Annotated in this window: 27 protein-coding genes and 1 pseudogene; 11 read left to right on the forward strand and 17 right to left on the reverse strand. The window is 36.3% G+C overall.

Going from position 1 to position 26237, the window contains the following annotated elements; all coding sequences use genetic code 11:
• Positions 1-42 precede the first annotated feature (42 nt).
• Positions 43-933: a LysR family transcriptional regulator gene (locus tag PI85_RS23110; protein WP_036124328.1), complete on the reverse strand. Its 891-nt coding sequence runs from the start codon at positions 931-933 to the stop codon at positions 43-45.
• Between the two features lie 113 nt (positions 934-1046).
• On the opposite strand from PI85_RS23110, the gene PI85_RS23115 reads away from it, so the two are divergent.
• From PI85_RS23115 to PI85_RS23125, 3 genes are all read left to right on the forward strand, one after another.
• Complete coding sequence (locus PI85_RS23115) at positions 1047-2231, forward strand: YbfB/YjiJ family MFS transporter (RefSeq protein ID WP_036124329.1); 1185 nt, start codon at positions 1047-1049, stop codon at positions 2229-2231.
• Between the two features lie 172 nt (positions 2232-2403).
• Positions 2404-3144 carry a class I SAM-dependent methyltransferase gene (locus PI85_RS23120; RefSeq protein ID WP_036124331.1) on the forward strand — a complete coding sequence of 247 codons (741 nt, stop codon included), beginning with the start codon at positions 2404-2406 and terminating at the stop codon, positions 3142-3144.
• 12 nt (positions 3145-3156) lie between these two features.
• Positions 3157-3672 (forward strand): DUF6886 family protein, encoded by a 516-nt coding sequence (locus tag PI85_RS23125; RefSeq protein WP_036124333.1) that lies wholly within the window; start codon positions 3157-3159, stop codon positions 3670-3672.
• Positions 3673-3720: 48 nt separating this feature from the next.
• Here the strand turns inward: PI85_RS23125 and PI85_RS23130 are convergent, their stop codons facing one another.
• A complete protein-coding gene (locus PI85_RS23130) occupies positions 3721-4206 on the reverse strand; it encodes an 8-oxo-dGTP diphosphatase (protein ID WP_191967763.1) in 486 nt (161 codons plus the stop codon).
• A gap of 178 nt (positions 4207-4384) precedes the next feature.
• On the opposite strand from PI85_RS23130, the gene PI85_RS23135 reads away from it, so the two are divergent.
• On the forward strand, positions 4385-4828 hold the full coding sequence (locus PI85_RS23135; RefSeq protein ID WP_036124337.1) for a DUF523 domain-containing protein: 444 nt from the start codon (positions 4385-4387) through the stop codon (positions 4826-4828).
• A 62-nt stretch (positions 4829-4890) separates the two neighbouring features.
• On the opposite strand, the gene PI85_RS23140 is transcribed toward PI85_RS23135, so the two are convergent.
• Genes PI85_RS23140 through PI85_RS23145 form a run of 3 tightly spaced genes read right to left on the reverse strand, consistent with a single transcriptional unit; the run spans position 4891 to position 8036 of the window.
• Positions 4891-6840, reverse strand: coding sequence for an ABC transporter permease (locus tag PI85_RS23140; RefSeq protein ID WP_235318536.1), 1950 nt, complete (start codon positions 6838-6840; stop codon positions 4891-4893).
• Positions 6780-7274: a hypothetical protein gene (locus tag PI85_RS24985; protein WP_235318537.1), complete on the reverse strand. Its 495-nt coding sequence runs from the start codon at positions 7272-7274 to the stop codon at positions 6780-6782. Before PI85_RS24985 ends, PI85_RS23140 begins: the two co-directional genes overlap by 61 nt.
• Positions 7275-7277: 3 nt before the next feature.
• On the reverse strand, positions 7278-8036 hold the full coding sequence (locus PI85_RS23145) for an ABC transporter ATP-binding protein (RefSeq protein WP_036124340.1): 759 nt from the start codon (positions 8034-8036) through the stop codon (positions 7278-7280).
• 159 nt (positions 8037-8195) lie between these two features.
• Between PI85_RS23145 and PI85_RS23150 the strand changes: the two genes are divergently transcribed.
• Positions 8196-8954 carry a DUF4184 family protein gene (locus tag PI85_RS23150; protein WP_036124342.1) on the forward strand — a complete coding sequence of 253 codons (759 nt, stop codon included), beginning with the start codon at positions 8196-8198 and terminating at the stop codon, positions 8952-8954.
• A 13-nt stretch (positions 8955-8967) separates the two neighbouring features.
• Here the strand turns inward: PI85_RS23150 and PI85_RS23155 are convergent, their stop codons facing one another.
• From PI85_RS23155 to PI85_RS23180, 6 genes are all read right to left on the reverse strand, one after another.
• Positions 8968-10350: a HAMP domain-containing sensor histidine kinase gene (locus tag PI85_RS23155; RefSeq protein ID WP_235318538.1), complete on the reverse strand. Its 1383-nt coding sequence runs from the start codon at positions 10348-10350 to the stop codon at positions 8968-8970.
• A 69-nt stretch (positions 10351-10419) separates the two neighbouring features.
• Positions 10420-11127, reverse strand: a complete 708-nt coding sequence (locus PI85_RS23160) for a response regulator transcription factor (RefSeq protein ID WP_036124344.1) — start codon at positions 11125-11127, stop codon at positions 10420-10422.
• 32 nt (positions 11128-11159) lie between these two features.
• Positions 11160-11861 carry an ABC transporter permease gene (locus tag PI85_RS23165; protein WP_036124347.1) on the reverse strand — a complete coding sequence of 234 codons (702 nt, stop codon included), beginning with the start codon at positions 11859-11861 and terminating at the stop codon, positions 11160-11162.
• Between the two features lie 20 nt (positions 11862-11881).
• Positions 11882-12754: an ABC transporter ATP-binding protein gene (locus PI85_RS23170; protein WP_036124349.1), complete on the reverse strand. Its 873-nt coding sequence runs from the start codon at positions 12752-12754 to the stop codon at positions 11882-11884.
• A gap of 161 nt (positions 12755-12915) precedes the next feature.
• On the reverse strand, positions 12916-13932 hold the full coding sequence (locus tag PI85_RS23175; protein WP_036124351.1) for an ABC transporter permease: 1017 nt from the start codon (positions 13930-13932) through the stop codon (positions 12916-12918).
• Positions 13929-14657 carry an ABC transporter ATP-binding protein gene (locus PI85_RS23180; protein WP_036124353.1) on the reverse strand — a complete coding sequence of 243 codons (729 nt, stop codon included), beginning with the start codon at positions 14655-14657 and terminating at the stop codon, positions 13929-13931. Before PI85_RS23180 ends, PI85_RS23175 begins: the two co-directional genes overlap by 4 nt.
• A 117-nt stretch (positions 14658-14774) precedes the next feature.
• Here PI85_RS23180 and PI85_RS23185 point away from each other — a divergent pair, with 117 nt between their 5' ends.
• Positions 14775-15371 carry a TetR/AcrR family transcriptional regulator gene (locus PI85_RS23185; protein WP_036124355.1) on the forward strand — a complete coding sequence of 199 codons (597 nt, stop codon included), beginning with the start codon at positions 14775-14777 and terminating at the stop codon, positions 15369-15371.
• A 164-nt stretch (positions 15372-15535) separates the two neighbouring features.
• Here the strand turns inward: PI85_RS23185 and PI85_RS23190 are convergent, their stop codons facing one another.
• Positions 15536-16435, reverse strand: a complete 900-nt coding sequence (locus tag PI85_RS23190) for a hypothetical protein (protein ID WP_036124357.1) — start codon at positions 16433-16435, stop codon at positions 15536-15538.
• Positions 16436-16868: 433 nt separating this feature from the next.
• Entirely contained in the window at positions 16869-17210 is a 342-nt protein-coding gene (locus PI85_RS23195) for a hypothetical protein (RefSeq protein WP_036124358.1), read from the reverse strand.
• Between the two features lie 361 nt (positions 17211-17571).
• Here PI85_RS23195 and PI85_RS23695 point away from each other — a divergent pair, with 361 nt between their 5' ends.
• The 3 genes and pseudogenes from PI85_RS23695 to PI85_RS24990 form a co-directional block, all read left to right on the forward strand.
• Positions 17572-18660: an S-layer homology domain-containing protein gene (locus tag PI85_RS23695; protein WP_052323607.1), complete on the forward strand. Its 1089-nt coding sequence runs from the start codon at positions 17572-17574 to the stop codon at positions 18658-18660.
• A 271-nt stretch (positions 18661-18931) separates the two neighbouring features.
• Complete coding sequence (locus PI85_RS23700; RefSeq protein ID WP_052059816.1) at positions 18932-19957, forward strand: Ig-like domain-containing protein; 1026 nt, start codon at positions 18932-18934, stop codon at positions 19955-19957.
• A gap of 98 nt (positions 19958-20055) precedes the next feature.
• Positions 20056-20193: pseudogene (locus PI85_RS24990) on the forward strand (ATP-binding protein); the annotation flags it as partial.
• Between the two features lie 11 nt (positions 20194-20204).
• Here PI85_RS24990 and PI85_RS23210 read toward each other — a convergent pair.
• Positions 20205-20510: a hypothetical protein gene (locus tag PI85_RS23210; RefSeq protein ID WP_036124359.1), complete on the reverse strand. Its 306-nt coding sequence runs from the start codon at positions 20508-20510 to the stop codon at positions 20205-20207.
• A 280-nt stretch (positions 20511-20790) separates the two neighbouring features.
• Between PI85_RS23210 and PI85_RS23215 the strand changes: the two genes are divergently transcribed.
• A complete protein-coding gene (locus PI85_RS23215; RefSeq protein WP_200886597.1) occupies positions 20791-22392 on the forward strand; it encodes a Na/Pi cotransporter family protein in 1602 nt (533 codons plus the stop codon).
• 104 nt (positions 22393-22496) lie between these two features.
• Here PI85_RS23215 and PI85_RS23220 read toward each other — a convergent pair whose 3' ends face one another.
• Positions 22497-23369, reverse strand: coding sequence for a LysR family transcriptional regulator (locus PI85_RS23220; protein WP_036124363.1), 873 nt, complete (start codon positions 23367-23369; stop codon positions 22497-22499).
• 102 nt (positions 23370-23471) lie between these two features.
• Between PI85_RS23220 and PI85_RS23225 the strand changes: the two genes are divergently transcribed.
• On the forward strand, positions 23472-24638 hold the full coding sequence (locus PI85_RS23225) for a YbfB/YjiJ family MFS transporter (RefSeq protein ID WP_036124365.1): 1167 nt from the start codon (positions 23472-23474) through the stop codon (positions 24636-24638).
• Between the two features lie 29 nt (positions 24639-24667).
• Here PI85_RS23225 and PI85_RS23230 read toward each other — a convergent pair whose 3' ends face one another.
• Positions 24668-25528: a YitT family protein gene (locus PI85_RS23230; RefSeq protein ID WP_036124367.1), complete on the reverse strand. Its 861-nt coding sequence runs from the start codon at positions 25526-25528 to the stop codon at positions 24668-24670.
• Positions 25529-25561: 33 nt separating this feature from the next.
• Complete coding sequence (locus PI85_RS23235; protein WP_036124369.1) at positions 25562-26101, reverse strand: transcriptional regulator; 540 nt, start codon at positions 26099-26101, stop codon at positions 25562-25564.
• Positions 26102-26237: the final 136 nt, after the last annotated feature.

Genomic DNA, 26237 nt, shown 5'->3' on the forward strand with positions numbered 1-26237 from the left:
ACTTTTTGGGGTCACTTCATTTGATGCCAGAGTGCCTTTTTTCTAAGAAGTGGTTTCATGAATGATATGAAGAAAGTTATTAAAAGAAGAAGAATGAGGTTGTTCATTTTTCCGTGTACAAAGATAAACCGGGCGCTGAATGTCAATGTTTTTAATAAACACTCGTGCTATTTGTTGCTGCTGGATAAAGCTGGATGCTGCTATAGAAGGGGCAAGCATCGTCCCGAAACCAGCTGCAATTGCATGAATGGACTCATTAATTCCATCTAGTTGTAGTCCCACTTTAGGTGGGGGTATCTTATGTACTTTACATAATGCATTTAAATATTCCTTTGTGGAGCTACCATCTTCTCTTGTGACAAAGGGCTGTTGCATGAGTTCGGAAAGTGAAACCGTTTGACCGGCTAATGAGTGATTGTATGGCACAATAAACCAATAATCTAAATTCATCAGAAATTGGTAATGAATATCAGGGTGATGACCATCTTCTTTAACGATAAAGGCTAAATCTGCTTTATAATGGAGTAACTCCTCTATTACTTGCTGTGAATTAGCTGTTTTTAAATGAATATGCGTAGTTGGGTAGACTTGTTTAAAATGGGCTAATAATTTAGGTAATAAAAAATGAGAGGGCACATGTGTGGAAGCAATTTGTAATTCCTCATGACCTGTATTTTTTAACTGTTCTACTTTATTTTCGATATCTATTTCTAAATCAAATAAGCGCTGTGCTTGTTTATATAAAAAGGCACCGCTCTGAGTTAGTGTAATACCTCTCCCTTTCGATTCTAGCAATATTAAACCTAGTTCTTTTTCTAAATTTCGAATTTGTATGGTTACAGCGGGCTGACTAATCATAAGGGCTTGCGCAGCTTTGGAAACACTGTTGAGCTCGGCTACCTTTGTAAATAACCGCAGTGCATGTAGATTCATGATAGACACACCTTTTATAAATTATTTTTATGCATTTATATAGATTATATATTAGATTTATTAATTTTTGCTCGGTATCCTTTTAATTAAAATAGGGGAAAAGGGGGGACACTATGAATCGCCAACATATGGGGATTGTTTTTGGAGGAATTTTATTACTCGTCATTGCTATGGGCATTAGTCGATTTGCTTTTACGCCGATTCTACCGTTTATGCGACGGGATGTAGGATTTTCTTTAGAAGTTGCTGGGTTTTTAGCGTCAAGTAATTATATTGGCTATTTCATTGGGGCACTATGGGCGGGCTTTATTCATCGTCAGCGTAAACAAATTTTAATGGTAAGTGTTATTTTTAATGTCCTATCAGTTGGATTAATGGGTTTGATGGAGCTGTATAGTATATGGTTAATTTTTCGATTAATCGCTGGTATTACAGGTGGACTAATTTTTGTTTTAACGTCTAGTATTGTCATGGATTATTTGGCGAAACATTCACTATCCCGATGGTCGGGCTATGTTTTTAGTGGTATAGGGCTAGGGATTGCCATTTCAGGCATATGCGTTCCTCTTATTGAAGCGAGACTTGCATGGCAAGGAACATGGTTAGGACTAGGCATACTATCAGTTGTTTTTTTACTGATTACTACTATTTTATGGAGAGGTTTAGAGATTCAAGATACGTTAAAAGTAGCGAATTCTTCTAATATGAAAATGACAAAGGGCTTTATGCCATGGCTTATTTTGTCATATGGACTTGAGGGACTAGGGTATATTATTACAGGTACTTTTTTAGTTGATATTATTCATAATATTCCTTCTCTCCAAGCGTATTCCTCGTATAGCTGGGTCATTGTAGGATTAGCCGCAATCCCATCAGCACCTGTGTGGACGATCTTATTAGAGAAGTTTTCAGCTATAAAAATTTTGTTTGTGGCATACATACTTCAAGTAATAGGCATCTTGTTACCTGTATTCTCACAAACCGTTTGGAGTGTATTAGTAGCATCATTTTTATTCGGTCTAACCTTTGTAGGTATTGTGACACTAACTACATCCTATGCACGACAACTTTTTCCTACACAAAGTGGATTTGTTGTATCATTACTAACAACGTTTTATGCGTTTGGACAAATAATTGGACCTATTGTCGCGGGTCAGCTGGTCAATATTTATAATAGCTATAAGGCAGCACTAGTCTTTGCGGGTATAATCGTCTTTGTGGCATTACTAGTGATGTTAGTGGGCAGATGGCTGACCATAAAAAAAGAAGCGGTTGCTGAACATACCATTTCGATATAAACCATAAAAGCCAGAAATTGGCTTTAGTCATTTACTTAAAGATGGCGTGCCTCTATCTACATGATATTAAAAAAATAAATAAAAGTCTATATCTTTTTTTCTTTATATGGAAAAATAGACAAGTGCACAAGGGACGTAACGTTACGATTTTACATTGAAATGAGGTATTTTTATGAATACAGAACAAGCCATTAAGCGTTGGAATCAATATGCGGAAAGGTATACTGCTAATTATCATGAGTATGGTGATATTCATCATGAAGTACTATTAAATCCCACTATATTTTCTCTACTGGGAGAGGTGGATGGAAAGCATCTATTAGATGCGGGGTGTGGCGAAGGATACTTAAGTAGATTACTAGTGAAACAAGGGGCTGTCGTAACGGCGGTTGATTTTTCACAAAAAATGCTAGACATTGCTATGGAAAGAACACCGCAGCAGTTGCCAGTTCAATTTTATCATGGTAACTGTGAAAATTTAGCGTTTTTAGCAGACAATCAATTTGATCGTATCGTTTCGAATATGGTTCTTCAAGATTTAGAGGATTATCGTGCTGCAATACGTGAGATGTATCGTCTTTTAAAGCCGAATAGCACCTTTGTTTTTTCAATATTGCATCCCTGCTTTGTCACGCCAAATAGTGGATGGATTAGACATGAACAGCTGGATCAGCAGTATTGGAAGGTACAGCGTTACTTTTATGAGGGTGTTTATCAACAACTAGCTGCTGACCCACCTATTGTATTGTTTCATCGCACATTAACAAGCTATGTGGAAGCAATTACGGAAGCGGGCTTTCATATAGAAAAAATTGTAGAGCCGAGTCCGTCACAAGAAATGCTTGAAAAGTACCCTCAATTTGAGGAAGATTTGCATTGTGCTGATTTTATTGTATTTAAGCTGAAAAAATAAGGAGGAGAGACCGTGAGATTATTTCATGTTAGTGAAGACCCTACGATAACGATTTTTCATCCTCGTATACCCGAACGACCAGATTTAGATGCAAGCAAAGGTCTTGTATGGGCGATCAACGAGAGATGCCTGCCTAATTATTTAACTCCGAGAGATTGTCCTCGTGTTTGTTTTCATGCTGGGAGTCAAACGACAGAGCAGGACAGACAGCAGTATCTCACAACAGCGCCTCATGTAGTGATTATTGAACGCAAATGGGTGGAGGTATTGAAAAGCACAAGATTATACTTATATGAGTTTGAGGGAAAAGGATTTACGCTACAGGATGAAAATGCGGGCTATTCGGTTAGTGAAACGGCTCAAATACCTATTGCGTTATTTGAAATCGATGATATATATAGTGCAATGCTAGAACGTAATGTCGAATTGAGAATAGTCGATAGCCTATGGGACATTCATGATGAAATTCAGCATACAACGTTACATTGGTCAATGTGTCGAATGCGTTGCGCTCAGCCAAGATATTAAGTAAACAAGCCTCGTCATGTACTTTTTACATAGACGAGGCTTAGTTATTTATAATACGTTAGTTGTTTGTTCAATCGGTGTTGAAGAAATATTGACTAATTTTTTATCTTGATAAGTAAAGATGTATTCGTAGTTCGTTGTTTCCTGAAGCATTGTAGGCAAATAATACTTTAAATCTGCAATGCCTACATTTTCAGGGTGGAAAATCCAAGTAAGCTCCTTCCAATCAAGAATGCCCTCTGCAACTTTTATCGGTGTAACATATGTAAATGAATCAGGAATTTCTGCTATAAACGCATACATACAGCCATATTCAATGACCCCATCTGTCCATGTGATTTTACCTTTATAAGTAATATCCTCAACCGTAATACCTGTTTCTTCTTTAATTTCTCTTAGGGCACCAGCTAAAGGTGTTTCATTTTGTTCAATTTTTCCACCTACACCATTCCATGCGCCCATCCAAGTTGGATAGTCTCTATTAAGTAATAGGATGTGCTCACCCTTTTTTAGAAAACAAATCGTAAATTCCACGACAATCTACTCCTCCTTCTTTTCTTTATAAATTCCCTTTCCATTTCTAAGAAACTAGGACTGCTTTGATACGTATTGTATCAGAGAAAATGCTAGGACACTTAGTAATTTTTCAAAGACACATGTTAAAATGATACTATTCATATAGACGATGGTCGTAAAGGGGAGAGGTATAGCAGTGATTTTAATAAGTGCTTGTTTAGCAGGATTAAATGTTCGTTATAACGGTACGAACTGTATAGATGATAGAGTTCAAAAGCTTGTGTTAGAGAAAAAGGCTATCACCGTTTGTCCTGAGCTGATGGGAGGTTTTTCAACGCCTCGTGAACCTGCTGAAATAGTGGGAGGCAATGGAGACGATGTTCTTGATGGCAAAGCTACCGTTATTGAATGGTCTGGCCGTGATGTCACAGAGCTATATATGAAGGGGGCGTATGCGACCTTACAGAAAGCGCTAGAGGTGGGAGCGACACAGGTCGTCTTAAAGGAAAATAGCCCGTCCTGTGGTAGTGCAGCTATTTATAATGGCGAGTTCAACGGTACTAAAATAGTCGGGGAAGGCGTAACCACTGCCTTACTTCGAAGAAATAATATTATCGTGCTATCGGAAGAAGATATTTAGTGAATGACTGTTCCTTCAGAAATCACTCCATGGAAATGGCCCCTAATGTGTAGGGGCCAAGCTTATTCCACAATTAATATTCGAGGTGAAGTCTTAGCTATAACCTTTGTAGAGACCCAGCCGCCAAAACAAGCTGCCATTACACTTACAAGGCTTATTCCGATACTCATCGGCCAGTTAATCACAAGTGGAAGTTCAAGTAAGCCGTATTCTAAAATAATGGAATGGAGAGCAAGTGGAATTAATTTTATACCGATAATAAATCCTCCGATTGCGCCGAATATAGAAAGAATTAAAATACCGGATGTAATCGACCACCTAATATTTGAAGAGGTCATTCCAATGGATTTATAAATTCCATACGTACTACTTTCTTTTCTAACATTAATTCTCGATACACTAAAAATAATGATGCATGTTACGATGATAAATAAAAAGCCAACGATTGAAAGTGGGATAACTAATACGGCTACAACTTCTTTAAAAACAGCATCTAGTAATACTTGTTGTGTGACTGCTGATATAGAGCTATTAAAGTGAGCATTCAAATCCTCGACAATTTGAGGAGCGGATATTTCATCTAATAGATTCATCATACTAATTTCAGAAGCAGAATAGGTAGTGTTATAAACTTTAATAACATCTGATGAAATTCTCGCCGAGTTCGACATATTTGCTATAGATTGATAGATCCCTGTAATGATCAGAAAGTGCTGCTTCCCCTCAATGTAAACTTCTACAATATCTCCTATATTTTTATTTAAAGACCGAGCGACATTAATGCCGATAGCTATCTCATTTTTACTGACAGGATTACGTCCAAACATGGTTTCGTACCCAACGGCATCAAAGCTACCCTCGATAACATTGACACTGATATTTAATGGCGAATTGTTGCCGTTAGGAAGGACTCCTGTGAATTGATCTAGCCATGCATAATCTTTAATACGTTCATCTTCCAGTAAAAAATCTTCAAATCGTTTTTTTGAAAATGTCTCTTTATTAAATACGGTTACTACTACATGTGATGCATCATATCCCCACGAGGGTGAAGTCTCTTTGATGGAGATAAAACTATTCAATATGACCACACTAAAGACGAGTATGGAAGACGTTATAGAGGTAAGCGCTATAATAAGAATGGAACTTTTTAAATTCTTTGTTATGCTTTTCAGTCCAATTTGAAGTTGAATTGGTAGATTAGATAAACGAAATAGTCTACTCGAGCTGCTTCTACGACGATTTATTTTACTATTTGCACTTTCCGACATACCATATTTGATTGCTTGGACAGGTTCCACCTTGCGAGCCTTGTTCGAGTAGAATAAGGCGGTGAGTACCACAATCCCAAAAAGGATGAGGGCAATCAACACGGTTAGTCGAGTATCTTGGTGAATGGCTAAATGATTTCCTGCTTTAAGATAGGATAAGGAGCTTTCTAAAATGATTCTGGAAAGAAATTTACTTACGATGAGTCCCGGTATGATCGAGAAAGCAGATAGCAAGCCAAATTGTAATACGTAAGTAGCACTTATCTGTAGAGACGATAGACCGAGAGATTTCATAACGCCTATTGTTCTGTAGTTCGCTAAAATGGCGTCGGAAATGCTAAAACCAATGATAAATAAAGATACCAGAAGCATAGCTATACCAAAGGCAATCATGATAAAGCCAATGATTTTATTAATAATTAAATAAAAAGAAGCTATTTCTTCATATTCCATTTTAGATTCGAGATAAGGTCCTTGCAGATAGTTTTCAAAATCACGCCAATAGCTAGAGCTTTGCTCATAATTGTCAAAGCGTAGTGCCATCATGTATTGTTCAGTTCCGCTCATGGATGTTAAATGCAGCTGATAGTCCGTATTGTTCATCCAAATACGAGCGTTTGTTGTAAAGGGACCACCATACGGCATATCTACTACAACACCTGAAACCATTAAGCTAAACGTTATCTCACCTGTATTAAATTCAATTGCATCGCCAAGTGAAATGTGAGCACTTGATGCCAATGAGGTAGGAATCCATATGGTCCCTTTAGGTGAGATGTTTGCTTTTCTCCCTCAGAAAATAATAATTGATCGATCATTGAAGGCATTTTTGGTGTATCCATCATAAATAAATACAGATTGGGCATTTCTTTCCCATCGAAGGTAATTCCAGATAAATTTTTATAGGGTATTAAGTCGGAGGAAGTTACCCCTTGCTGCTCCTGCCACCAATCGTTTACGGCAAAAGGGTTATGAACATCATCACCCATTGTTAAAATTTGATGGGCACCATTTGAATCAAAATGGGCTTTTTCAAAAATATTGTTCGTATTTGTTAGTATGGTTACAGAAGTAGCGAGTAAAAGCGTTGATAGGAAAATAAGGACAACCATCAGACCATTTTGTAATTTTCTTTTTCTTAAATAGGAGGAACAAAGAGAGACAATTGCGTACATCGACTACTCCTTTCCAGCAACATAAGAAAAGATAATATGTTCTCGCTCTTGTATATGAAGATGATCATATTTTTCGAAGTTTAATACCCCATCTATTTTTCCATCTTGAATGATAATAAGACGATTTGCACGACAAGCTGCCTTTATATCATGCGTTATCATCACAACAGATTGCCCACTTCTATTTAAATTAGTTAAGATATCTAATACGGCTACACCTTGATCGTAATTTAAACTACCAGTTGGTTCATCCGCAAAGAGCACTTCAGGATTATTAACCAATGCTCTAGCTATTGCAGCCCTTTGTTGCTGACCACCTGATGTTTGAGAAGGTAAACGATTTCGTTGCTTGTCAAGACCCATTAAATGGAGTAGCTGTTCTGCTTTTTGGATCATTACTTTTTTATTAGTTTTGGCGATGTATCCAGGAAGGGCGATATTTTCTAGCAGCGTCAAATCAGGGATGAGATTGCTATTTTGATAGATATAACCAACCTTCTGTGAGCGAAAGGTCGCTAGCTTTCTTTCTGAAAAGGAATCTAACTTCTCCCCTTGAAAGTAAATTTCACCTGCCGTGATCGTATCCAGTCCACTTAAAAGATAAAGAAGCGTTGACTTACCAGAACCGGAATTTCCCATAATAACAGTGAAATCCCCCTTATAAATATCAATATTCATATTTTTAATGGCATGGAATTGTTCGCTACCCGTTGAAAAGGTTTTACATACATTTTGGGCTCGTATCAGTACTTCTTTTTCCATAGTTAAGGCCTCCTTTTGATTATTTTCTTTAGTGTAATATGTAATTATTAGTAGGTTCTTATGAAATTATTAATAAATTCTTACAGTCGAAGTAACCTTTTGAACAAAAAAACGTTGTAATAATCGATTTGAAACATGTCATAAAAGGAGATGGAAGTTATGCCATTAACATTTGCTCATCCAGCAGCGGTCTTACCTTTTACTCGAAAAAGTAAATATATTCATTTTTCTGCCTTGGTATTAGGAAGCATGGCTCCAGATTTCGAATACTTTTTAAGGGGACGGCCAATAGGAGAGATTGGCCATACATTTGCAGGGTTCTTTTTATTCAATCTTCCACTCGTTCTAATCATCTACTTGATTTATTATCGGTTTATCCATCAGCCAATCATGAGCCATTTACCAGAATTTTTACAGGATTTTAATAGCTATCAAATGGCAGGGACTAAAACATGGAAAACTATTGTTTTTAGTTATTCAGCATTATTAGGTATGCTAACCCATGTCATATGGGATTCATTTACACATCAAAATGGGCTTATGGTGACCAATCTTCATTTTCTTTCTCAAACATTTACTTTATTTGGATTTCATATCCCCATTTATAAGTTTTTACAGCATGGAAGTACATTGGTAGGCATTACGCTTATTTTTGGGTATATGTATGACAGGGCATCTTTGATCAAACATAACAAAATGCCTGCGGTATCTCCTCAGAAAAAATTTGCTTTTTGGAGTGCGCTAGCTTTCTTAACGTTTGTTTATGTATGTTTTTGGCAGTGGATCAATGGCATTCCGTTAAGCAGCTACGGCGTATGGGTTGTCCGTATCATCGATTCATTTTTTGGTAGTGTACTGACCCTTTCAATCTGTTTAGCATTTCGGAACAAAACAATGAACGATAAAAAGACTACCTAAAATGGGAGTCTTTTTACGAGATAGGAAGTGTAAGTGTAAAGGTAGTGCCTTCCTTATGCTTGCTATGAAATGAAATTGAACCATGATGTTCCTCCATAATATGTTGGCAAATGGATAGACCAAGCCCTGCTCCTTCGTTTTTAATAGCAGATTCTCTTTCAGGCTGATGACCTCTAAAGTAACGTTCAAAAATAAAGGGCATATCTTCGGGAAGCATCCCATTGCCATTATCTATTACTTGGATATAAAGTGTTTGATTTTCAATATAAGTAGTAATAGTTATGGTATCTCCATTGGAGGTTTGCTTTAATGCATTGGTAACAAGGTTGGATATAACCTGCTCTAGCCGACCCTCATCTACTTGAATAAGGACATTAGGAATCATTGTAGGTTTGATAAAATGAATATTGGTTGTTTGGACATAATAGTGAATCGGCTGCAAAATGTTTGTAAGGACTTCTCGGCTATATTGTTCTTTTAAATGGATAGGGATATGGCCGAGTTCCTTTAATGTATGAATAAATAAATCATCAATGAGCCTCGACATTTTTTCCGTATTCGTCTGCATGATATGAATGTAGGACATAAGTGAATCTTCATTTCGACAAACGCCCTCAGATATAGCGTCCAAATAAGCTTTTATAGTAGTTAGAGGTGTTCTCACATCATGAGAGATATTCGAAATGAGCTTTTTTTGATGTTGCTCCTGTTCATTTCGTTGGATGACTAATTGTTTAATCTCTAATCGCATTTGGTCAAATACGGCATACAATTCACCAAGCTCATCCAATTTCGGATAGCTACTCATTTGATCGTAATTCCCTTTGACAATTTCCTCGGTGTTTTTTTTCAGCTCATGTAATGGTGTTAAAATGTCTTTCTGTACTTTCCTGTTCATATATAGGGCGAGGCATATTATAAAGAGGCTCAGAGTGCCCATCATGACTACTAAAAATAAGTTGTTTGAATTTGGTTGTATGGAAGGAAATAGACTATCTTTGTTTAGGGTAAAAATAGCATTTCCTATTTGTTCATGGCTCTCATCATTAACAATAGGAAAAGCAATCTTCATTTTTTCAGGTTCTTGTTGTGATGTAAATAAATCGTAATGTAGATCATTTTTAATTTGAATCGTAGATGTAAGGTCATTCTCTTTTGTATGGAATATTACTTTGCCATCTAGATGAAGTACGGTCATATCAATTTCCTGGTCATCGCTCATTTGTTGCAGCATACTACGTATCTCGGAATCTCGTTCTAAATTTGAAAAATGATCTTCTATGTATAATAATAGCTGATTCACGGATAATCGAATTTGATTGATGACATATTGATCCTCTGATACTTCTTGAGATTTGTTGGTAGCAATGAATAGTGCAAGGGTACCTATCAACAAAAGTACAACACAGATGATAAGCGTTCATATCCATTTGTTGATCCAATTTTTTAAGTACATTTGAGTCTCCTATACGTGATTGGATGTACTGAATTTATAACCAACTCCCCAAACGGTTTGAAGATAAACAGGATGAGAAGGATTGATTTCAACTTTTTCTCGTAGCCGTCTAATATAGACTGTAATTGTATTCTCGTCTCCATAGGTGTCATAACCCCAAACCGCATCAAGCAACTGACTTTTGGAGAAAACTTGATTTCTATTTTTTGCTAGAAAAAATAGTAACTCAAACTCTTTTGCTGACAGGGGAATAGGCTTGTTATCGCGCAAAAAAAGATATTCCTGCTTATTAATAACGATATTATCAATGTGAATGACATCCTTCTGAACGTCATGATCTTGAAGCCATCTATCCTGCCTTCGTAAATGGGCATTAATTCTTGCCACTAGTTCACTTAGTGAAAATGGTTTAGTCATATAATCATCCGCGCCAAATCCTAGCCCTAATACTTTATCAGTATCACTCCCTCTAGCACTTAAAATGAGTATTGCCACATTACTATGTTCACGGATTTTACGGCATATTTCGATCCCATCACAATCGGGTAGAGAAAGATCTAGGATCACGAAATCTGGAGCGGATTCTTGCAAATAAAGGATAGCTTCATGGCCAGTTCTTACAATATGTGAATCGAACTGATGAACGCTTAAGTAATCCCTTATAATATTGGCAATATCATTTTCGTCCTCCACAATTAGAACGTTGATGTTCTTCATTAAAATGATCTCCCCTTAATTTAATGTCAAAATCATGTTCTTCTCCGATTAACGAGGAAGAAAAATAAAGCAATGATAAGGAATGCGTAAAGGATTATCCAAGCAAAATGCCAGTAAAATACGTTAGGGACTACTTCTATTTGATCGCCAACGCTCATTATTTCAAGTGAAAAATGAACAGGCGGTAGTAGCCACAGGAGACCAGCTTGGATATTATTTTTTAAAGTAGCGATAACGACAGACATAATTAGGATACTTATGACACCCCACCAAGTATTTTGCCTATTGTTCACAATCTCTCTTGTGAACAAGGCAGTGAGTGCAATAGCAAGAATCGATAAACTAAAATGAGACAAGAAGCCCAATCCTATATGTAATGGTTTTGGTTTTTCGAAAAACGCATCAATGAGAATCGGATAGAAGATTGAAACACAACTTAAGCTAAAAGCAATTAAACCACAAATAATGAAAACGCCAATATTGTAGTGTGTTGGATTTTTGGCATGAAGAGTAGTAATCAACTTTTGCCCCTCATCCTCAGCATGAAATAATGTAACAGTAAACCAGCCCATTAAAAAGAACAGAATAAGCGATGTAAATGAATAGCTATCTAATATTGGATTAGGCACAAACGTATAGTTAACGACAAGACAGATGATGAAAATTGTAAAAGGTGGAACGTATTGATAGGTTCTTAAATAATTAATAAATTGATAGCGCAATAAACTGCTCATCTCTTTTTCGATACCTCCTATTAAAAATGAGAAGAAAATTGTTCTTTTTTGTGATGGACATTAGCTAAATATTTAATAGAGGCATTTTTTTGTAGTAGTTTAAGCAAAATTTGATCTGAATCCTTTGCCTGCACTATCGATACGATTTCAAAATGACCATTCGCTAAAGGTTGTTTTTGTTGAATTTCCATCAAAGGTACAATTTCATCAAGTAATGCTAGGCTTGCAATATCAAATATTAGTCGATGGACAGGGCGGCTAATCAAATCCTTTGCTTGAATGAGTTGATTTTCTTGAATAAACAAAACTGAATCGACAAGATTTTCGAGTAATTTCGTTTCATGGCAAGTTAGGATAATGCTTAGTCCTTTATCTCTTACTGTCGCCAATATTTGTTCGAAATCATTTTGTGCTTTGGCATCAAGCCCTGATAATGGCTCATCCATTATTAGTAAATCTGTTTCCTCTAGCATTGCCTGCATGATCATCACCTTTTGCCTCATTCCTTTAGAGAATTGGACGATCCTTGTATTTTGAGACTCTTTTAATTGGAACATTTCAAGCAATACTTCTATTTTCTTCAAAAGACGCTTTTTAGGCATACCCCGAATCCGCCCCATATGATAAAGATATTCTTGCGGTGTAAATAAAATTTGGGGAGGGGTGACTTCTGGGACATAACCGACTTTTAGCGAAGTTTTATGCGCCACAATTTTACCGCTGTCTGGTTTAATGAATGCAGCAATAATTTTGAGTAAAGTGCTTTTTCCAGATCCATTTTTTCCGACAAGCGCAATAATTTCATTGGCTGCAATCGAAAACGATGCATGCTCTAAAACTGTTTTCCCATTAAATTGTTTACTAACGTTTTGTACTTCCAAAATAGTAGTCATCTTCACTCACCTTTATTCTTTGGATAAATCTCGACTATAAAATGATTATAAAGAAATTTGGTCTTTCACTTCAATGAAATTGGATAAATTTCCTGTATTTAGATATTACCATGCCCACAATAAAAAGTTCTGCCGAATGGAGCAGAACTTTTAACGTTTCATTATAACGAGCGATATTTTTTTAAACTAATAATATTTAAAGTGATGAAAACAATGGCGAAACAAGCGAGTATGCTGAGATTCAGGATAATATCCGGGAAGGCATACCCTTTATACATAACGCCATTCAATGCATCTGCTGCATAGTAAAGTGGCATGATTCGGCCGATATTTTGAAGCCATTCAGCCATACTATCCAGTGGGAAAATGCCCGAAAAGAATACTTGTGGAACAATAATTAATGGTATAAATTGCATCATTTGAAATTCGGAAGCGGCAAAGCTTGATAATAGCGCACCCAATGATAAGGACACAAGAGCGACTAACATATTAATGAGTAAAACAAGCCAGATAGAGCCTACATGGACAATATCAAGTACATAAATACCAAACAACACGATAATAATCGTTTGTAGAAAGGCAAATAGACCATAGCCGACCATATAACCTGCTACAATTTCTGAACGCTTAATCGGTGTTGCGAGTAAACGTTCCAATGTTCCAGAGGTGCGTTCCTTTAACAGGGCAATGCCAGTAATTAAAAAGACAAAGAAAAAGACAAAGAAGCCAATGAGCATGGGACTAAAAATATCGAAAATGGCAGTATCTTCATCACCATACACATAGTCTGTTTTCAAGCTCCCCATTGCGGCTTGTGATGGCTGCAAAATTTGGGCAAGCTGCATGGTTAAAGCTTTTGACTGGGAAGGATCATCATTTAATAAAGTTAATTTACTACTATTTGGCTCTATTGCTAGCCATCCGTCATACTCTTTATCCTGCAGTTGTTTTTTCGTAAAATGATCGTCTACAACAATCGAAAAATCCGCATTTTTAAGTTTCTCTATTAAGGGCGCGGGGGCATCGGAGACAACTAGTGTGATCTTAGCTTCGTTACTATTAAAAATAAAGTACATTAATGACAGTACGAGCAGGGGGGCAAAGAACAATAATGCAAGTGTCCGTTTATCTCGTTTCATCTGTTGGATAATTCTTGTTACAATTGCACCGATTCTCATAATACGTCCCCTCCGGCCATTAAAAATACTTCATCAAAATCCTTTGCTTGGTAATGATCCTTTAATGCTTGAGGTGTACCCTGTGCAATAATTTGGCCATCCCTTAACATAGCTAATTGATCACATCTTTCTGCTTCGTCCATTGCATGAGTCGTTACTAAAATCGTTTTCTGTTCTTGATCTTTTAAACGAATGAGCTCTTGCCAAATTTCTTTTTTGAGGACAGGATCAATTCCTACTGTTGGTTCATCTAAAATCAATAGCTTAGGATCTTGAATAAGGGCAATCGCTAACGATAATCTTCTTTTCATTCCGCCCGAATAATTCCCTACTTTACGCTGTAAATCATCGGTAAGACGGACAAGATTGGCAGCATAGGCTACACGCTCCATTCTTTCGGCTTTCGATAAGGGATAAAGCTTAGCGAAGAAATGTAAATTTTCCTCCCCCGTTAAATCTATATAAAGAGCATCTGATTGTGCCATATAGCCGATATCTTTCAATAATTGTTGGTGGGGTACAACCAAATCTAATACTTCAACAGTGCCGTTATCAGGTTTCAGCATGCCCATTATCATTTTAATTAACGTTGTTTTACCACAGCCTGATGGACCAAGTAAGCCCATTAATTGTCCCTTTGGAATCGTTAAAGAAAGGGGGGCAATAACCTGCTTATGTTGGAAACTTTTTTTAAGGTCTTTTATTAAGATGGCATGGTTGACCATACAAATTTCACTCCTTCACTGAACACAATGTTGATTTGATAAAAATTTTAAGGTAGCATGTGAGCAAATACAATAAACAGTTTGCCAGTATGTGTTAAGTATATGGAGGGAAGTGCAATGTCCGTACATGACAAGATGAATTTTGAAACAAAACAAGCGATTAAATCGGCACTGATCCAGCAAGTAGAGGAGTTGGGCTTTGAACGTGTGACAGTAAAAAATTTAGCACTAACAGCCCAAATTAATCGAGGAACCTTTTACTTGCATTACTCAGATAAATATAAAGTAATGGAGGATTTGCAGCAGGAACTGTTGATGGAATTAGAACGCTATGTGAAGCATGTACAACCAGTAGATGCTTTTCAAACATTGAAAATGGGTCAACTCTATCAACCGTTCATCAAGGTTATCACCTGCATAAAAGAGCATGCACCCGCCTTTCGTATGTTATTAGGTGAACAGGGAAGTCCTAGCTTTACACAAAAGATGAAAACCATATTTGGCAATCATATTTCGGACAGACTATCGGTAGTTCGCGAGGAAGTGAAGGACCCGGAATTCCAGCAATACTTACAAGCCTTTATAGCATCTGCCATTTTAGGAGTGATTCAAGAATGGTTAGAAAAGGGCAATGACAATTTAACGATAGAAGAAATGGTCACAATGCATTTTCGGTTAATGCGATTTTTAGGGAGTGTAGTAGCTAGCAGTTAAACATAAAATCTACATAGCGGAGAATGGGCCATGTAGATTTTTGTTCCTTATAAAAACTGGATAACGCTAAGTATGCGAAATAGAGCACAATGGGAAAATGAAAAAGAACATGATTGGCATCATTCACATCGCCTACCTCATGTTCTAATTATGCGTATTCAAATTTATTTTCCATAATAATCATTTAATGCAACTTCCAAGCGTTCTTCTAAGTGTGTAGAAATATAATTTAAAACGAATTGCTCTTTTTCCATTTCAATTTGAGAGGATCTGAACATCCTTTTGAAAAAACTAACCTGATTATTCATTGAAAATTGCTGTAATGCTTCTGTACGTAACGTAGAAACGATTTCATTTTCGATATGACGCTCTCTAATTTTCTGTACTATTTCCTTGACACCATTTTCTTGTAGCTCGGTAATCTGTTGTTGGAGATTTTCATTTTCCTGTTTTAATTCCGAGGTTTCTTTTTGAATTTCCTCAAACTGAAGGGCCGAATCGGAGGATAATCGTTGAATGTTCTCGGCAAGAAATTCCTGATTAATGTTAACTTGTAATGTTCCATGCTTTTCATCCGGCAAAATCTGAAAGAGCCCTGTTTGAATCATTTGCTGTAGGACATTCCCAAGAACATCAATTTTATTGGATAAATCCCCAGAATCCATAGTCGTTGCCGTAATTTGATGCCTCAACAGCTGACCATTATCATCAATACCAAGCAATAATTTTATACCCTTCACACGATATTCATCCTTTAATAATAAAATCATTCTTAGCCTCAATATAGCTGGTAAGTCTAAACGGATATTTCCATGCTCATTCGGTGTAGCATTGTCGAAAATGTACTGCTCAAACGGCTTTAAATAGTAGCGAAGCATGGCATCTGTAATATCGAACCAGCCAGCGATTTCTGCTATCGTATAGTGATTAGTTTCATCGATGTCCGCTAAATAATCATCATTGTAGAGGCTCTCCTCTAAAGGCGTATGCTGTAGCGCAACAAACAATGGGTCATCTTGCACAATTCCAAGTACCATCTCTTTTGCATCATTTACTTTAAGCATCCTTTCACACCCCACTTTATTTTTCCCATAACAAAATGTTCCCTATATAGGTTTCTATTCGATTGGTAGCAATTGTATGCCTAATTTGTGTAGGAAATAATCATTAGAACTATGTACCTTTTAACCTTTTATGACTCTTTCGAAAAAAATAATTTGTCCTAAGAGGGGATGTGGGGAGTTATTGAGAGAGGGGACTTATTGGATGGTTACCATCCTGCTTTATTAGACGAAACTGGTTTGAAAGTATTCGCTACTTTTTAAATAGATAGAGGATTGGCAAGGTATGAATTGAAGCTACAAGGAAGTTGGAAAATGATTCAACCCAATATTTAAAAGGCTATAATTAGTTCAAAGTAAAGTCATACAAAAATTAACAATAATTAAGAGGTAGTGGAGCGAGTATTAGGGAAATTGATAAAGGGCTTAATTGCCCCTAAGCATCAATGGTTTCAATATAAAACTTAGTTACCTCAGTTTTTTCAACATTTGTTTTAGCTTCGCAAAATAGTACTATTGCACTTTCCTCATCGTCAAACCATAAATACCTTACTTCTGTACCAAAGCCGCTTTTATCATTATATTCGTATACATCTATGTCCATTTCTTCATCACTTTTCGGTAAGGTAAGGGTACCTTGCATTTGAAGAACTTCGTGTAAAAACTCTGCTGTCTCATCATTAATCTTATTCTCCTCTTTAAGTTTATCGTAGCGAAGATTTACTAGATCAACGAGTGTTTCTTTAGTTAATTGCACTATTTTTTCTTCTAATGTCATGGATAATCATCTCCTAAACTATGCAATAATTAACTAATAGTATACCATCATTTAATTAACTAAACTGACAGTGAGTGAGGGAAAATCTTGATTTTTGAGAAAAAACATCGGCACTCTTTTTAGGAAAGAAATGTTTAGCATATATCCGTTCACTTCATTACGACAGTTTATATAAAGATAGAAAAGATAGATGACCATTAGTAAATTGAGAATATCAATAATATTGCACATGAATGAATTGGTAGTCACTAATTACCTGAGAAAGTATTAAAGAAACTAGTATTTTATCCCTGTTAATTTCATTAAAGTATAGTCAAAAACACTCTTTTTATGTATATTATTGGTTAAGGAGGGAATTGTAATGAAGAAAATAACGATTTTATCATTTTTGTTTTTATTGAGCTTTTTTGCAATTTTTGCTAATAGTGCAAGTGCGGAATCTGTTTTTAAAGATGTTGAAGAAACCAATCCTAATTACAATGACTTAAAATTTTTATATGATAAAGATTTATTATCTGATTCTATTGTAGGTAAGAAACAAACTTTTGGCAAAGATAGTAAAGCAACACGAGGTGATGCTGTGACTATGATCGGAAAAACAATGGGCTATAAAATGTACACTACATATACTCCATATAAGGATGTAGATTATGATGAAGTATTTAGTGGACACGTTTTAGAATTATCTAAGTTAGGGATTATAAATGGTTATTCTGATGGCACATTCAAGTCTGATGGTAGTCTTACGCGAGGACATCTTGCTTTATTCATTGATAGAGCATTCGGTAAATATTTGCCAGAGGGTAATCAAGAGTTCAGTGATGTTCCAAAATCAAATGATGCTTACAAATCTGTAAAAAAATTAGTTGGAGCAGGGATTACAACAGGTTATGGTAATGGAACATTTAAGCCCCATGAACCTTTAACGAAAATGCATTTACATGTGTTTATGGCAAGATTAGTTAAATACTTAGAAGAGCAAAATATAAAAGTACCTTTGAATGATCCTTTGATTGAGAGTACTGAAAGATATAAACCGATTAATGATGCTAAGATTAAATTAGGTTTATCTAAGTCAGAAGTATATGAGTTAATTAAACATCGTATGACTAATAAACAAACTGATAGGTGGTATTCTACAAATGTTGGTAGGAATGGTTTAGATGGGAAAACTACTTATGGATTTTTTGATGGAAAACTTGAAAGTATCACGAATATATATAATTGGAAATCACAAGTGAAAGCATCAAATTCAATTAGAAATATACATGAGATATATTTAGAAGAGTATAAGAAAGAATTTGGTGAAAACTATAAAACAAATATAGAAGATGATTTAATTATGACATTTTGGGATAAATCGACTTTCACAATAAAACTAAACACACATATATTAGATGGAAAAATAGATGTAGTCTCACATATCTCTACTGATCCTATACCCTTCTAGTGCAATAAGTGCCTTTACATTTATATAAACCAAAATATTAACAATATATAAATATTATTAACATTCCTCAATATTATATTTTAAATTCATGCATATAATTAATAGTAGGGGAAGTAAGTATAAGAAGTCATTCGCTGACGGATCGCCGTATGCGATGAAAGTCGCCTGTGCGGTGAAGGCTCGTTATAAACCTAAAGAAAAAGAAGGATAAGACGAGAATGGCATAGGTGCAGCAATTACAGGAGTAGGAACCCCTTCATCTGTTTTACAAATGGGCGAAACTATTGAATTAATTGCTGCAACAATTGAGTCAGGCACAATTACTTGGTCATCAAACAATCCTAATGTTGTGACAATCAATTCTACCACAGGTAAAATTACTGCTAAAGCTCCTGGTATAGCAACAATTTCGTATGCAAGTAGTAACGGTAAAAAAAATTTTATCAATCTTAACGTACATGGAGAAGCAATGGCAAAAAATCCATCCTATACGCAAGTATTGCAAATGGGCGAAGTAACTACAACTACAGTGGGAACAGGGTTATCTGCCAGTGCAACAAACAAAAGCTTTGTATCTAGTACAACGAGTGTGGCAACGGTTAATGCTACGACAGGTCAATTAACTGCAATAAGTCCAGGAAGTTCTGTTATTACGTATGTAGGGAAGGACAATAATGGTGTAGTGGTAGAAAAAGGAACGATAACGGTGACAGTTTATTCCCAAGCAGCAGTGGGAGCAGTACCGACAGTTCCAGCACCATTTTCAGTTATTGGATGGGGCTCACCGGCAACAGGTTTTACGCCTCCAATTACTGGTCAATCTATCATTTGGACAGCAAGTAATGGGACAGGTTCTGCCATTATCCAGCCGAGTACTGGTGCTATCAGAGGTATAACAGCTGGTGATGTAACTGTAGCCTATAAAATTGTTGATATTAACACAAAAGTAGTGGTCTACAAGTCCGCTCCAGTAATGATTTTAATTCCTGATACACCAAGAGTAAATATTTCAGCACCATATGTTGATGGAGGGACTATTGGTGGAACTTATTCATTATCAACTAATGTAAATTTGACAGGTGTAATAGTAGGAGAAGATAACGCAATTGTCCTGTTTAGTAATCCAAGAAGTAACGATATAAATATTGCAACTGCAGTGATTGTGGGTCCAAATCCATCGGGACATGTTTTTTTGAACGTGGAAAAAAAGGGTGTTGGCGCAGTTCAAATAACATTTGATTACACGGATAGCAACAACAAAACTGGCACGATGACCTGGACATTTAATTTCCAATAGAACTATAGATAAAGGATGCTTCAACGTTTTCTTTTGCCTTCCACAAATCTGTGGAGGGTTTTTTGTTTTTTGTAGGATATATATTTCTATATCAATGAAGAACAAATGTGACAGAGGGCTCAGGGCTTGGACTAGCCATCGCCAAAAGCATCATGGAGCTTCACGGAGGAACGATTCACGCAAAATATAAGAACGAGACATTGTATTTTATTATCTCATTGCCATTTCCATCGTAATAAAAATCTGTCTAAAGTGGATAAATAGTAATAGCGTGATGTGGTTGTTCATGTCTTGCAAGCATGTCTTGCATGACGGCTAAAAAAGCAGTGTCTTTAATTAATATTTGAATTTCTGTCTGTTTGTATTGCTTTTGAAAATCAAAAATATAATCTCTAATGATCGATAGGTTATAGTGACTTTTAATTTCTACCTCAACGAAAAACGGCAATGTTAAATCAGGAAGCTTGGTATTACCCCCACGACGAATCCAAACAGCTTCTTGCACATAATAACGGATGGGTAGTTGACGGTTACTGGCAATAAAAATATCCATAAAAAGCCCCCTTCTCAGTCTATTTCAAGCCTATAGGAAATTTTCTCAGTCGTCAAAAGAAAACATGTGGAAATCTTAATAGCGATTTCTCACATGTTTTTTCTGTTTGCTTTTTGTTGAATACTATTTGTTTTTGTCCTTTTTTTGGCCTAATTGTAAAGGGAGTGTAAACATTTATTTAATGCATTGTAAATGATATATACAGCAAGCTTAAAACTATTAATAATAAAGTCTGACAACAAGGAAAGGACTGAATAGATTGGATATCAATATACAGGAGATGATTTTCCAATTTCTTGGAGGGTTAGGCTTATTTCTTTTTGCTATTAAATTTATGGGGGATGGTTTACAGAAGGCTGCTGGTGACCGTCTACGCGATATTTTAGATAAATTTACAACAAATCCATTAATGGGTGTACTAGTTGGTATTATTGTAACCGTTCTTATACAGTCCAGTTCAGGAACAACTGTTATTACAGTAGGACTAGTTAGTGCAGGACTGATGAAATTGCGCCAGGCGATCGGCGTAATTATGGGTGCCAATATTGGAACAACTATTACCGCATTTATAATAGGGATTGATGTAGGCGCATATGCATATCCCATTATGGCAGTCGGTGCCATTTGCTTATTTTTCTTTAAGAAAAGCATCATTCAAAATATTGGACAAGTACTGTTCGGGTTTGCCGGTTTATTTATTGGTTTAGAGCTCATGAGTGGTGGGATGAAGCCACTTCGAGATTGGCAACCATTTTTAGATTTGACTGTCCAAATGTCCGATGTACCGATTTTAGGTGTAATAGTAGGGACGATATTTACGTTAATTGTTCAATCTTCCTCTGCAACTGTAGGTATTTTACAAGGACTTTATGCTGAGGACTTAATTTCATTACACGGAGCATTACCTGTTCTGTTTGGAGATAATATTGGAACAACTATTACTGCCATCCTAGCGGCTTTAGGTGCTTCTATAGCAGCTAAAAGAGCGGCTGCCATTCATTTACTATTTAATGTGGTAGGTACGATTATCTTTATGCTGATACTTGGCTTATTCACGAACTATGTAGAATGGATAGCGGGTTTACTTAATTTAGAACCAAAAATGCAAATAGCCTTTGCTCATGGAACTTTTAATGTCATGAATACACTTATTCAACTGCCGTTTATTGGCGTTTGGGCATATGTGGTAACAAAATTAATTCCTGGTGAAGATTCAGCCATCGAATATAAACCAAAATTTTTGGATAAAAATTTAATTATTAAATCACCTTCCATTGCACTAGGCCAAGCAAAAATGGAAGTAGTCCGTATGGGAGAATATAGTATTCTAGGTCTAGAAGAAACGCTAACGATCTTAAAAACAGCTGACACAAAATTAGTAGGCAAGGTGGGACAATTGGAAGAAGCTATCAATAATTTAGATCGGAAATCCACAGAATATTTAATAGAGTTATCCAAGCAATCTCTATCGAACCATGATTCAAAACTGCACCACGCTTTGTTTGACAATATTCGTGATATCGAGCGTATTGGTGACCATGTAGAAAATATTATCGAGCTTCTTCAATATAAAGATAGCAACCGGGTCCGCTTAAGTGATCAAGCACTAAAAGAGTTAGAGGATATGTTTATTTTTACATTAGAGACTGTAAAAGTGGCTATTGAATCTCTTGACAAACAGGATTTATCTTTAGCACAGCAAGTGATAGAAAAAGAAAATGAAATAGATAATATGGAGAGACGTTTACGTAAATTGCATATTAAACGATTAAATGAAGGTGTGTGCTCGGGATCAGCGGGCATTGTATTTGCTGATATCGTCAGTAATTTGGAAAGAATCGGAGATCATGCATCCAACATAGCGGAAACGGTTATTTCCTAAAATGAGCTGTTCAGTAGAGTAAAAACTACTGAACAGCTTTTATTTCACATGTTACGAATAGCCCCACAAAAGTGCCGGAGAAATATGAAAATTCCAAGATCCTTCTAAAAAGGATGATAAGCTTCTATAGCTTCTAAAAAATAGTGGAGGATGGGGGATTGTACCTCATCCTTACGATAAATAAACCAAGTAGGAATCTGGGCTTGCTTGGTTGTTATTTCATGTAGTTTTAATGGATAGGCTGCCATATACTTCTCTGCAATGGCGCGAGGAAGTAGGGTAATGCCTAGACCAGCCGCCACACAGCCAATAATTCCATCAAGCGTACCAAATTCCATTCTATTTTTTGGCTGTACGCCGTCGTCATGTAACCAATGCTCGAAAACGGCTCGATAGGAGCAGCCATGTCTGAAGGAAATTACTGTACTGTCCTCGATATCACGCAAATCTTGGATAGGTTTATGATTGCTTGATGTAATGATGACAAGCTCTTCGTTGACAAATTCCTTGGTCAATATATTTTCTTTATAAACGGGGCCAGTCACAAAGGCACCATCTATTTCATAGTTTATTAACCGGTCTATATTGTACTGAGATGGACTTGTTAAAATAGTAATATCGATCTTTTCATGAGCTTGATGGAATGTCGTCAATAGGGTAGGTAAATGCAAAGCAGCAGTTGTTTCCATTGAGCCAATCCGTAAAATACCACTAGAATTCTCATCATCTTGTAAAAGTTCAAAGGATTTCTCATAGAGATGAAGTATTTTTAAGGCCACCTCGTAAAATTGTTCCCCCTTAGCTGTTAGCTGAATACCTCGATGTCCACGATAAAATAATGTTGTATTATACATAGCCTCAAGACTTTGTATTTTCATGGAGATATTGGATTGTGTGTAGTTAAGTGTTGCAGCTGCTTTAGAAAAACTTCCTGTTTGTACAACTGTTCGAAAGATAGTCAAATCATTAATATTCATATGTCCTCCAGCTATCAATTTTATTGATATCAATTATAATGAATTAGGCATATTTGTGATATCTAAATATTCGATATAGTGGAGAAGAGAGGGAGTGTTATTATGCAAAAGCAAACGATCCACTATTTGATAGGTGGCGTATTCGCTTTAATGATCGCGATGGGAATCGGACGTTTTTCATATACAGTCATTCTACCCTATATGCAAGAAGCGTCTGGGTTTAGTCGAGCTACTGCAGGCTATTTAGCAACCAGCAACTATTTAGGCTACCTGATAGGGGCATTAGTGGTGGGACGATTACCAATTGAACAAAAACGTGTTCCCTTTTTGCAAGTAGGTCTTATCATCAGTATGCTGACTACGGCCTTTATGGGTTTTACCGAAACGATTATTATATGGTATGTCCTCAGATTTATTTCTGGGGTGATGAGTGCTTTTATATTTGTAGTCATTGCTAGTCTTGTTCTCGATCAATTGGCGGATAATAATAAATCGCATCTATCAGGGCTTTTCTATGGTGGTGTGGGAATTGGAATAGCTATCAGTGCCATCATCGTTTCGCCTATTCATGCAATCTTTAAGTGGAATGGAACATGGATAGCTTTAGCTTTATTGTGTGTGTTATTATTTGTCTATATTGCTTTATTCTTCAAATCCATCCCACACAGTAAAAAACAGTGGGGGAATCAATCTATACCAGTACCAAAAATGCCACCGAAGTCATGGTTGAAATGGTTAATTGTCGCCTATAGTTTAGAGGGTCTTGGCTATATTGTCACAGGAACTTTTATTGTTTCGATTGCACAGGAATCAACAAGCTTTCATGGAAATGCAGCACTAGTATGGTTTGTAGCTGGTTTAGCTGCTATTCCATCATGCATCATATGCTCCAAGCTAACACAGCACTTTGGTTATGTGAAAATATTACTGATTTCTATGGTTGTTCAAGCAGTCGGAATTGCTCTACCGGCAATAGCTACAAATACAATTACGCTTTATTTAAGTGCCTTTATATTTGGGGCAACCTTTATGGGGATCACAACAATTGTTACAACATTAGCAAGACACATTGTCCCAGTAAACAGTCATCAAATTTTAGGCTATTTAACAGCTGGCTATGCTTTGGGTCAGATGGTAGGACCTACTGTAGCAGGGGTACTTGCTAACGCTACTAATAGCTACCAATATTCATTAGTTGGTGCAGCGACAGTTGTAATCATCGGGGCGTTGAGTTTATTAGGTGGGGTAAAATACGAAAAAAGTAAGTAAGACATGTTGGCGTCTTACTTACTTTTATTTTAATGGATATCTCGTTTCTTAAAGTTCCCGCCACGAACTTCTGAAACATCAGAAATCACAACAAAGGCACCTTCATCGATATCTTTAATAATAGAAACTAACTTGTTTTCTTCCATACGGTTAATGACACAGTTTAAAATTTCAGTTGGTTCATTGGAGAAGCCGCCACGTCCATGTGTATAGGTAACACCACGTCCGAGACGAGCTTGGATTGCGTCCCCAATCTCCTCAGATTTAGCACTAACTACACGGACTTCTTTTGATTTCTCTAAACCAACTTGGATAATATCAATTACATTTTTCGCAATATAATACGTTAACGCTGAGTATAAAGCGCTCTCTAAGCCAAAGATAAAGCTTGCCCCTAAGAAAATAAAGGCGTTGATAAATAAGATAATATCGCCGACTGAAAATGGAATTTTACGTGATAGTAATACAGCTAAAACTTCCGAACCATCTAAAGCACCACCATTACGTAAGACAATCCCGATACCTACCCCAAGCAGCATACCACCAGATAGGACAATTAGTAAGGGATCATTTGGGCCTAAAATGGTTTTGACATCATGTAAAAGAACTGTTGATATGGATAATGCTGCGATCCCAGCACTACTCATTAAGGCAAAGGTTTTTCCAACTTGCTTATAACCGATATAGATGAACGGAATATTTAAGACAAAGAGCAGTAAGCCTAATGGGAGTCCAAATAGGTGTGCCCCCATAATACTGAGACCCGTTACACCACCATCAATGACAGCATTTGGAATTAATACAGCTTCTAGTCCGTAAGCAGCAATAACTGCCCCAATAATAATCATAATGAATTTTCGAGTGTTTTCTAGTGACTTTCTTTTTTTCATAAATCTTCTCCATTTCTTTACGTAAAATACTACCTAAGGTTTTGGAATAATATTTATTGCAATTGTTTTAGTCTCCGAACCTTTACTTGAGTCGGCCATATTATAGTATTTAGTTAATAAGTCGTTCAATTCATATTCAAAGCTCTTGAATTGATCAACTGTTAACGATAAGTCAATGAAAGAAAAAGTAGCTAAATCTGTAATACTTTCTTTTTCATCAAGTGAATGTAAATAATTTTGATATTGAGATAGTAGTGCTAATTGATAGTAGGAAATATAATTTAATTTTTGCTTAGTTGTGAGCTGTGTCCAATCCTCCTTACTAAGTTTTGCTGCTCCTTCATTTAATGCATAAAACTTCTCTGTAACAGAACGGACTTTTCGCTCCTTCACAATTTTTATGATGTTTTCGTCCACTAAAATTTGGATATGTCTATATAAAGTAGCTTGCGGTACATCCTTAATGACCGAAATCATCTCCAAAGTGCTTAAACCCTCTTCTTTATTGTGCATCAGAGCTTGTAAAATTTTCATTCTCACAGGGTGCATTAATACCTCTGCTTTATTGCGCATAAACCGATCCTCCTAATAAAATAATGAGATGGTATCAAGGAAAGCATTTGAATGTTATCAAAATGAGAACATTATCAAAAAATATACTATAGATATTTTTTGAAGATGTACAGTAAAAAGGTAATGAAAATTTTTA

Source organism: Lysinibacillus sp. A1, from assembly GCF_000801965.1.
GTDB lineage: Bacteria > Bacillota > Bacilli > Bacillales_A > Planococcaceae > Lysinibacillus > Lysinibacillus fusiformis.

Excerpts from the sequence above, each read along its gene's own strand:
- PI85_RS23110 (WP_036124328.1), bottom strand. The coding sequence starts at position 933 with ATGAATCTACATGCACTGCGGTTATTTACAAAGGTAGCCGAGCTCAAC.
- PI85_RS23115 (WP_036124329.1), top strand. The coding sequence starts at position 1,047 with ATGAATCGCCAACATATGGGGATTGTTTTTGGAGGAATTTTATTACTC.
- PI85_RS23120 (WP_036124331.1), top strand. The coding sequence starts at position 2,404 with ATGAATACAGAACAAGCCATTAAGCGTTGGAATCAATATGCGGAAAGG.
- PI85_RS24985 (WP_235318537.1), bottom strand. The coding sequence starts at position 7,274 with ATGTACGCAATTGTCTCTCTTTGTTCCTCCTATTTAAGAAAAAGAAAA.
- PI85_RS23145 (WP_036124340.1), bottom strand. The coding sequence starts at position 8,036 with ATGGAAAAAGAAGTACTGATACGAGCCCAAAATGTATGTAAAACCTTT.
- PI85_RS23150 (WP_036124342.1), top strand. The coding sequence starts at position 8,196 with ATGCCATTAACATTTGCTCATCCAGCAGCGGTCTTACCTTTTACTCGA.
- PI85_RS23160 (WP_036124344.1), bottom strand. The coding sequence starts at position 11,127 with ATGAAGAACATCAACGTTCTAATTGTGGAGGACGAAAATGATATTGCC.
- PI85_RS23165 (WP_036124347.1), bottom strand. The coding sequence starts at position 11,861 with ATGAGCAGTTTATTGCGCTATCAATTTATTAATTATTTAAGAACCTAT.
- PI85_RS23170 (WP_036124349.1), bottom strand. The coding sequence starts at position 12,754 with ATGACTACTATTTTGGAAGTACAAAACGTTAGTAAACAATTTAATGGG.
- PI85_RS23175 (WP_036124351.1), bottom strand. The coding sequence starts at position 13,932 with ATGAGAATCGGTGCAATTGTAACAAGAATTATCCAACAGATGAAACGA.
- PI85_RS23180 (WP_036124353.1), bottom strand. The coding sequence starts at position 14,657 with ATGGTCAACCATGCCATCTTAATAAAAGACCTTAAAAAAAGTTTCCAA.
- PI85_RS23185 (WP_036124355.1), top strand. The coding sequence starts at position 14,775 with ATGTCCGTACATGACAAGATGAATTTTGAAACAAAACAAGCGATTAAA.
- PI85_RS23190 (WP_036124357.1), bottom strand. The coding sequence starts at position 16,435 with ATGCTTAAAGTAAATGATGCAAAAGAGATGGTACTTGGAATTGTGCAA.
- PI85_RS23195 (WP_036124358.1), bottom strand. The coding sequence starts at position 17,210 with ATGACATTAGAAGAAAAAATAGTGCAATTAACTAAAGAAACACTCGTT.
- PI85_RS23695 (WP_052323607.1), top strand. The coding sequence starts at position 17,572 with ATGAAGAAAATAACGATTTTATCATTTTTGTTTTTATTGAGCTTTTTT.
- PI85_RS23700 (WP_052059816.1), top strand. The coding sequence starts at position 18,932 with ATGGGCGAAACTATTGAATTAATTGCTGCAACAATTGAGTCAGGCACA.
- PI85_RS23210 (WP_036124359.1), bottom strand. The coding sequence starts at position 20,510 with ATGGATATTTTTATTGCCAGTAACCGTCAACTACCCATCCGTTATTAT.
- PI85_RS23215 (WP_200886597.1), top strand. The coding sequence starts at position 20,791 with ATGATTTTCCAATTTCTTGGAGGGTTAGGCTTATTTCTTTTTGCTATT.
- PI85_RS23220 (WP_036124363.1), bottom strand. The coding sequence starts at position 23,369 with ATGAATATTAATGATTTGACTATCTTTCGAACAGTTGTACAAACAGGA.
- PI85_RS23225 (WP_036124365.1), top strand. The coding sequence starts at position 23,472 with ATGCAAAAGCAAACGATCCACTATTTGATAGGTGGCGTATTCGCTTTA.
- PI85_RS23230 (WP_036124367.1), bottom strand. The coding sequence starts at position 25,528 with ATGAAAAAAAGAAAGTCACTAGAAAACACTCGAAAATTCATTATGATT.
- PI85_RS23235 (WP_036124369.1), bottom strand. The coding sequence starts at position 26,101 with ATGCGCAATAAAGCAGAGGTATTAATGCACCCTGTGAGAATGAAAATT.